The organism is Streptosporangium sp. NPDC004631 (assembly GCF_053601935.1).
In genome coordinates, this window is record NZ_JBSGCR010000014.1 from 154489 (window position 1) to 162908 (window position 8420).

6 protein-coding genes are annotated in these 8420 nt (G+C 69.0%); 5 read left to right on the forward strand and 1 reads right to left on the reverse strand.

Annotation, left to right across the window (positions count from 1 at the left end):
• Nucleotides 1–71: 71 nt before the first annotated feature.
• Nucleotides 72–1175, reverse strand: a complete 1104-nt coding sequence (locus ACWEF2_RS16920) for a GNAT family N-acetyltransferase (protein WP_453816140.1) — start codon at nt 1173–1175, stop codon at nt 72–74.
• Nucleotides 1176–1288: 113 nt separating this feature from the next.
• On the opposite strand from ACWEF2_RS16920, the gene ACWEF2_RS16925 reads away from it, so the two are divergent.
• From ACWEF2_RS16925 to dop, 5 genes are all read left to right on the forward strand, one after another.
• The gene (locus tag ACWEF2_RS16925) at nt 1289–2158 is read left to right on the forward strand and encodes a tRNA (adenine-N1)-methyltransferase (protein WP_453816142.1); all 870 of its coding nucleotides are present in this window, start codon (nt 1289–1291) and stop codon (nt 2156–2158) included.
• 205 nt (nt 2159–2363) lie between these two features.
• Nucleotides 2364–4127, forward strand: coding sequence for a proteasome ATPase (arc, locus tag ACWEF2_RS16930; protein WP_355599163.1), 1764 nt, complete (start codon nt 2364–2366; stop codon nt 4125–4127).
• A 207-nt stretch (nt 4128–4334) separates the two neighbouring features.
• Nucleotides 4335–5456: an acyltransferase family protein gene (locus tag ACWEF2_RS16935; RefSeq protein WP_453816145.1), complete on the forward strand. Its 1122-nt coding sequence runs from the start codon at nt 4335–4337 to the stop codon at nt 5454–5456.
• 21 nt (nt 5457–5477) lie between these two features.
• Nucleotides 5478–6692, forward strand: a complete 1215-nt coding sequence (locus tag ACWEF2_RS16940) for an acyltransferase family protein (protein WP_453816146.1) — start codon at nt 5478–5480, stop codon at nt 6690–6692.
• Nucleotides 6693–6777: 85 nt separating this feature from the next.
• The gene (gene dop / locus ACWEF2_RS16945; RefSeq protein ID WP_453816148.1) at nt 6778–8295 is read left to right on the forward strand and encodes a depupylase/deamidase Dop; all 1518 of its coding nucleotides are present in this window, start codon (nt 6778–6780) and stop codon (nt 8293–8295) included.
• Nucleotides 8296–8420: the final 125 nt, after the last annotated feature.

Sequence of the window (8420 nt, forward strand, 5' to 3'; positions counted from 1 at the left end):
CGCGTCTGCCGCTGGCCTCGGCCCGCACCGTGGACGTGCTCGCCCGGCCCGTGGAGCCGATCCCGGCGCGACTACCGCCGAGGGCGGAGCCGGCACCACTGCAGATCGTCCAGGCGCGTGCCGTCCGGGCCGGGCAGCAGGCCGCGCAGGAGGGCCTCCCGGGAGAAGCCCGCGCGTTCCAGCACCCGTTGTGAGGCGATGTTCTCCGGTGCGGTACCCGCGACGATCCTGTCCAGGGAGGTGTGCTCGAAGGCCCACTCCACCAGCAGGGTCACCGCCCGGGTGGCGAACCCCCTGCCACGGAACTCCGGCAGCATGCTGTAGCCCGTCATGGCCTGGCCCAGCGGCGGGATGATCATGCTGAGCTGGATGTGCCCGGCGAAGGCGTCCGTCACGGCGTCCCGGACGGCCAGCTCCAGCCGGTCGCCCGTCAACCGGCGCATGCCCGCCTCGCGGCAGCGGGTCTCGCTCTCCACCGGGTCGGGAGCCTCGGGAGGGACGCTGTAGTGCATGACGTCGGGCAGGTTCCGCATGGCGTGGTAGTCGCCGGAGTCGGCCGCCGCCAGCGGCGCCAGCCGTACCACCCCGTCGGACAGCGAGCCGCCGGGGAAGCCGGGCAGGAACGGCCGCACCGGGTCACCGCCGTCGCCGCACGGCCTGGCGAAGGCCACCAGATCGCCGCGGGTCCCGTCCCGCCGTGTCTCGGCCGAACGGCGCACGCCCTCGTGCCGGAAGCCCGAGGCCATCGCGACCCGATGGGCGGTCAGGTTCTCCACGTCGGCCAGCATCTCCACCCGCCGCACCCCGTGGGCGAAGGCCCACCCGGCGAGCGCCCTGACGGCCGCCGTCGCCACCCCGCGCCCCCGCGCCCACGGCGCCACCAGGCAGCCGATCTCGCCGTTGCCCCTGAGGTCGGGCGTCCCGAGCTCGACGGCGCCCGCCCACTCGCCCGTTCCGGCGTGGGCGACGGCGAACGAGGCGCCACCGGATCTCCACGTCCGCTCGGCGGCGCTCAGCCGGTCGAGCGCGTCGGCGTGGGTGTACGGCACCGGCACGGACGGCAGGAAGCGGGAGACCAGGGGGTCGGCGCAGGCGCGGGCGATCGGCTCGGCGTCGGCGCCGACGGGGGCGCGCAGGACGACGGGGCCGGCCGGGATCACATCTCGGGGAAACATTCCCAAGTGCTATCAGTTGCGGCGTACGCGGACCAGTTGTTTCCCGGCCCCCCGTGAGGGCCCGGCCTCCGGGACGGGACGGGCCGCCGCCGTACGCCGATAACCTTGCGGACATGGGTTTTCGCAGGCATGGGCCGTTTCTGGCCGGGGATCAGGTGCAGCTCACCGATCCCAAGAACAAGCGTCACACGGTGACGCTTAAGGAAGACGGGGTCTTTCACACGCACAAGGGTGCGATTCCGCACAGCGACCTGATCGGGCAGCCCGAGGGGTCGGTGGTGCGCTCCTCCGGCGGGACCCAGTATCTCGCGTTCAGGCACCTCCTGCAGGATTACACGCTGTCCATGCCGCGCGGTGCCGCGGTCATCTATCCGAAGGACTCGGCGCAGATCGTCGGCATGGCCGACATCTTCCCCGGCGCGCGCGTCGTCGAGGCCGGGGTCGGCTCCGGCGCGCTCACCTGCTTCCTGCTCCGGGCCGTCGGTCAGGAGGGCACGGTCACCTCCTACGAGCGGCGCGAGGACTTCGCCGAGGTCGCGACCAGGAACGTGGAGAAGTTCTACGGTGGCCCGATGGAGCAGTGGCGCCTGGTCGTCGGTGACTTCGTGGACGCGCTCGACGAGAGCGACGTCGATCGGATCATCCTCGACATGCTCGCCCCGTGGGAGTGCGTCGACGCGGCGGCCAAGGCCCTCACACCGGGGGGTGTCATCTGCTGTTATGTGGCGACTACGACCCAGTTGTCCCGCACGGTGGAAACTCTGCGCGAACACGGGAGTTTCACCGAGCCCCATGCGTGGGAGACCCTGATTCGCGACTGGCATGTCGAGGGCCTCGCCGTACGGCCCGATCATCGGATGGTCGGCCACACCGGGTTTCTCGTCACCGCCCGCCGCATGGCGGACGGGGTGACGCCGCCACCCCGTCGCAGGCGTCCGGCAAAGGGGGCATATGGCGAAGAGTCCGCGACTCCCACTACTTGATGACGATTCAGCCACGAGGGTGGGTCAGGACGTGACACGGGAACAGATTTCCGTGTTCTTATGCTCCATGGACTAAACGTGCCATAAGGGATTATTCAGTGCCTACTTAATGTAGCCATACGAACACCGCTCGGTCAGGTAAGGGACAGCCCCCAGATGGGTAGGGTTTTGAGTAGTCGGTCTCGACTGGGAAGGAGGTGACGCCGTGGCAGCTCGCGACGACGCTGAGGCTCGAGCCGCGCAGCGCGAACGGGAGGTCGCTGACCTCACAACACAGGTCTCCTTCCTGCAGGAGGAGATCACCGTGCTACGTCGGAAGCTGACGGAGTCTCCTCGGCAGGCCAGGGTCCTCGAAGAGCGTCTCCATGAAATGCAGGCGAATCTCACGGCCGTCACCGGCCAGAACGAGCGCCTGGTGGCCACCCTCAAGGAGGCCAGAGACCAGATCGTCGCGCTCAAGGAGGAGGTCGACCGGTTGGCGCAGCCGCCGTCCGGGTTCGGCGTGTTCCTTGAGTCCAGGGAAGACGGCACGGTGGAGGTCTTCACCGGTGGCCGCAAGCTTCGAGTGAACGTCAGTCCGGCGGTGGAGGCCGAGACGCTCCGGCGCGGCCAGGAGGTCATGCTCAACGAGGCGCTCAACGTGGTCGAGGCCCTCGGCTACGAGGAGCTCGGCGAGATCGTGATGCTCAAGGAGCTCCTGGAGGACGGCCAGCGCGCGCTGGTGATCTCACACGCCGACGAGGAGCGGGTGGTGAGACTGGCCGAGTCGCTGCTCGACCAGCCGATCAGGGCCGGTGACTCGCTGCTGCTGGAGCCGCGCTCGGGTTACGTCTACGAGCGCATTCCCAAGTCCGAGGTCGAGGAGCTCGTCCTGGAGGAGGTGCCCGACATCTCTTACGAGGAGATCGGCGGGCTCATGCGGCAGATCGAGCAGATCCGGGACGCGATCGAGCTGCCCTACCTGCACGCCGACCTCTTCCGCGAGCACAAGCTCCGCCCGCCCAAGGGCGTGCTGCTGTACGGCCCGCCCGGCTGCGGAAAGACGCTGATCGCCAAGGCCGTCGCCAACTCCCTGGCCAAGCAGGTCGCGGAGAAGACCGGCCAGTCCGGCAAGAGCTTCTTCCTCAACATCAAGGGTCCCGAGCTGCTCAACAAGTACGTCGGCGAGACCGAGCGGCACATCCGCCTGGTCTTCCAGCGTGCCAGGGAGAAGGCCTCCGAGGGCACTCCGGTGATCGTGTTCTTCGACGAGATGGACTCGATCTTCCGGACCCGCGGCTCGGGCGTCTCCTCCGACGTCGAGAACACCATCGTTCCCCAGCTCCTGTCGGAGATCGACGGCGTCGAGGGCCTGGAGAACGTGATTGTGATCGGCGCCTCCAACCGCGAGGACATGATCGACCCGGCGATCCTGCGGCCCGGCCGCCTGGACGTCAAGATCAAGATCGAGCGGCCGGACGCCGAGGCGGCCAAGGACATCTTCTCGAAGTACCTCGTGGAGGATCTCCCGCTCCACCCCGAGGACCTCTCCGAGCACGGCGGCAACCGCGGGGGGACCATCTCCGGCATGATCCAGCGGGTGGTCGAGCGTATGTACACCGAGAGCGAGGAGAACCGTTTCCTTGAGGTGACCTACGCCAACGGCGACAAGGAGGTCCTGTACTTCAAGGACTTCAACTCCGGTGCCATGATCCAGAACATCGTGGACCGGGGCAAGAAGATGGCGATCAAGCAGTTCCTTGAGTCCGGGCAGAAGGGCCTGCGGATCCAGCATCTGCTGGCGGCCTGCGTGGACGAGTTCTCCGAGAACGAGGACCTGCCCAACACCACCAACCCCGACGACTGGGCCCGCATCTCCGGCAAGAAGGGCGAGCGGATCGTCTACATCCGCACCCTGGTGACGGGCAAGCAGGGCACCGAGGCCGGCCGGTCCATCGACACGGTGGCCAACACCGGCCAGTACCTCTAGCCCCTGCCGGTGGCCCCCTGGCCACCGGCACCTGTCGGCACCTGCGAAGAACGGCACCACGGAGAACGGCACACGGAGGCGGCGCCTCCCCTCGGCCCGAGGGGAGGCGCCGCCTCCGTCGCGTGTGGGGAGAACGCGCCGGACGGCCGGGCGGAGTATGGCAGGCTGGATGTCACTAAGGCCTCTTCTGTACCGATTGGCAGATTCTTGCCCACTTCCCGCCCCACTTCCCGCGCCGCGCGCCTCACCGAGATCGACCTGCTGCGCTTCGTCGCGGCCGCCGCCGTGCTCGCCTTCCACTTCGTGGAGTTGAAGGCGTGGGGCGGCGTCGAGTTCGCGGGGCTGAGGAAGGTCAGTGTCCTCGGGGTCTACGGCGTGCAGCTCTTCTTCATGATCAGCGGTTTCGTGATCCTGATGAGCGTCTGGGGGCGGACGGCGGGGGAGTTCGCGGTCTCCAGGGTGGCCCGCCTCTACCCGGCCTACTGGCTCAGCGTGGGCGTCCTCGGTGTGCTGGCCCTGACCGGTCTGTACGGCCCGGGCCTCAAGCCCTGGGAGATCCTGGCCAACCTCACCATGGCCCAGCAGGGCCTGCGGATCCCCGACCTGGGCGTCGTCTACTGGACGCTCTGGGCCGAGCTGCGGTTCTACCTCCTGATCGGGCTGTTCGCGCTGGTGGGCGTCACCTACCGGCGCTGTGTGATCTTCCTCTCCGCCTGGCTGTTCCTGGCGCTCACCGCGACGGCGACCAAGAGCGCGCTGCTGGAGTTCCTGTTCATGCCCTGGTGCGCCCACTACTTCATCGCCGGTATGGCCCTGTATCTCGTTCACCGGTTCGGGTCCTCGGCCGTTCCCTGGGCACTCGTCGGGGTCTGCTGGATCCTCGCGGTGGTCCGCGCGGTCACCGAGGGCGGGGTGCGGGTGCGGGAGTACGTGGGGCAGGCCGCCGGGCCGTACCTGATCATCGGGGTGCTGACCGCGATCTTCGTGACGATGGGCCTGCTGGCCCTGGGCAGGCTGGCCCGGCTGCGCCGCCGGCCGGCGTTGGCCACCCTGGGCGCGCTCACCTACCCCCTGTACCTCCTGCACCACCCGGTCGGCGCCCTCCTGGTCGCCCCGCTCGCCCCGCACCTGCCCAAGGGGGTGGTGCTCGCCGTCGCCGTCGCGGCGGCCCTGCTGGTCGCCCATACCGTGAGCCGGTGGTTCGAGCCGTGGGCCATGGGACGGCTGAGAACCGCGCTGACCGCCTCGCTCGCGGCGATCCGCCGCGAAAACGAGATCCCGGAGGACGGAACCCGGATGATCGAACTGCCGTCAAAGGTGCGTGCGTGAACATCTCGGTCCGGTCGCTCCATGACCGGCACGGCGGTCCGGGGGAACGGTCGGCTCGGTGAGCTCGACCTGCTGCGGTTCGTCGCGGCCATGGCGGTCGTGGCCTTCCACTACTTCATCGCCTTCGCCTCCGTCTGGGGGGATCGTCCGGCGAGGCTGTTTCCGGCGATAGCCCCGCTGTCCGGTCTGGGCGTCCTCGGTGTCGAACTGTTCTTCATGATCAGCGGTTTCGTGATCCTGATGAGCGTCTGGGGCAGGGGGCTGGGCGCGTTCGCGCTCTCGCGCCTGGTGCGGCTCTTTCCCGCCTACTGGCTCAGTGTGGGCGTGGTCGCGGCGGTCTACGGGCTGACCTCGGTCACCGCTCTCGACCCCAGGCTGAGCCCGCGGGACTACCTGGTCAACCTGACCATGCTCCAGCGAGCGGTGGGCGTCCTGGACGCGAACGGCGTCTACTGGTCTCTCTGGGCCGAGCTCCGCTTCTACCTGCTGATCTCGGTTCTGGTGATCACCGGGGTGACGTTCGGGCGCTGCCTGGTCTTCATGGGCTGCTGGCTGCTGGCGGCCGGGTTCTTCGCCGCGAGCGAGAACGAGTGGGCGCAGCTGATCGTGATGCCCAGGTACGCGCCGTACTTCGTGGCGGGCATGGCCTTCTACCTGATGACCCGGTACGGGCCCCGGCTGGTTCTGTGGTGCGTGGCCGGGGTCAGCGGCGGGCTGGCGGTCAACTCGGCCCTGGAGCGGGTGGCCGGCCGGATCGAGGCGGTGGGCTACCAGGCGATGCCGGTGCCCGGCTGGGCGGTGGTGGTCACCGTGGTCGGCTTCTACGCGCTCCTGGCGCTGGTGGCGCTGGGCCGGCTGCACCGGCTGCGCGGGCGTGCCCTGGTCGTCCTGGGCGCGCTCACCTACCCCCTCTACCTCTTCCACCCGACGGTCGCGGCCGTGCTCGTGCCCGCCCTGCGGGACGTCCTGCCACCCTGGCTCACCGGACTGATCACCACGCTGGTGGCGATGGCGCTCTCCTACCTGGTGTACCGGGTGGTCGAGCGGCCGTTCCAGGAGTTCGTCAAATCCCGGCGGCGCCGGCGGGCCGTACCGGCCGCCCCGTCCGGTTCCCCGGCCCCCGCCGCGCCCGCCGCCATGCCCGGTCCCGCGCCTGTTTCCGGGTCCGGGGCCGCCTCTGGGCCGCCGTCTCCGCCTGAGATCTCCGCGGCAGGCGAAAAGGCCTATGTGCCATAACTGTCCGGCCACCGGGCATAGTGAAGGGTCTAGGGTCGGGGATACAGACGATGGAGAAACCAGTCCGAACGAACAGAGGGTGCGCATGACGGTACGGCGGGTGATGGGCATCGAGACCGAATACGGGATCTCCGTGCCCGGACAGCCGGGGGCCAACGCGATGGTGACCTCCTCCCAGGTTGTGAACGCCTATCTGGCGGCCTCGGCCGCCAGAACACGGCGGGCGCGCTGGGACTTCGAGGAGGAGAACCCGCTGCGCGACGCCCGGGGGTTCGATCTGTCCAGGGAGCTGGCCGATCAGAGCCAGCTCACGGACGAGGACCTGGGGCTGGCCAACGTGATCCTCACCAACGGGGCCCGGCTGTATGTGGATCATGCCCATCCCGAATACTCCACGCCCGAGTGCACCAATCCGCGGGCCGCGGTGATCTGGGACAAGGCGGGGGAGCGGGTCATGCACGACGCCGCGGTCCGCGCCTCGGCGATCCCGACCAACGCTCCGATCCAGCTCTACAAGAACAACACCGACAACAAGGGCGCCTCCTACGGCTGCCACGAGAACTACCTGATGAGGCGGGCCACGCCGTTCGCCGACATCGTCAGGCACCTGACGCCGTTCTTCGTCTCCCGGCAGGTCGTCACCGGCGCAGGCAAGGTCGGCATCGGCCAGGACTCGCGCGGCGAGGGCTTCCAGCTCAGCCAGCGGGCCGACTTCTTCGAGGTCGAGGTGGGGCTGGAGACCACGCTCAAGCGGCCGATCATCAACACCCGCGACGAGCCGCACGCCGACCCGGAGAAGTACCGCAGGCTGCACGTCATCATCGGCGACGCCAACATGTCGGAGATCTCGACCTACCTGAAGCTGGGCTCGACGGCGCTGGTCCTGGCCATGATCGAGGACGGTTACTTCACCCGCGACCTCGTGGTGGACAACCCCGTCCAGGCGCTGCGCGCGGTCTCCCACGACCCGACGCTGAAGTACGAGATCTCCATGCGCGACGGCCGCAGGCTCACCGCGGTCCAGCTCCAGATGGAGTACCTGGAGCTGGCGCGCAAGTACGCCGAGGAACGCAGCGGCAACGGCGTGGACGAGCCGACCAAGGACGTCCTGGACCGCTGGGAGTCGGTTCTCACCCGCCTGGCGGAGGACCCGATGCAGCTGTCACGGGAGCTCGACTGGGTGGCCAAGCTGGAGTTGCTGGAGGGGTACCGCACCCGCGACGGCCTGCCGTGGTCCCATCCCCGCCTGCAGCTCGTCGACCTCCAGTACTCCGACATCCGCCCCGACCGCGGCCTGTACAACCGGCTGGTGGCCCGCGGCCGGATGCAGCGCCTGGTGACCGAGGACGAGGTCCAGCGGGCCATCGAGGCCCCGCCCAGCGACACCCGGGCCTATTTCCGGGGCCGCTGCCTGAGCCAGTTCAGCGAGTCGGTGGCCGCCGCCTCCTGGGACTCGGTCATCTTCGACATCCCCGGTCGCGAGTCGCTGCAGCGCGTCCCGACCATGGAGCCGCTCCGCGGTACCAAGGCCCACGTGGGTGAGCTGTTCGACCGCTGCCGCACCGCCGCCGACCTGGTGACCGCCCTCACCGGCGAGCAGTGATCGTCGCCTTTGGGGGAGGCGCCCGGCCGGGCGCCTCCCCCAACTCGCGCCTTACCTGTGCGTTGAACAGTGGAAGATTCGATTCTTCGCTCATGCGTCCATCATGTGAGGCGATTTGGACCGGC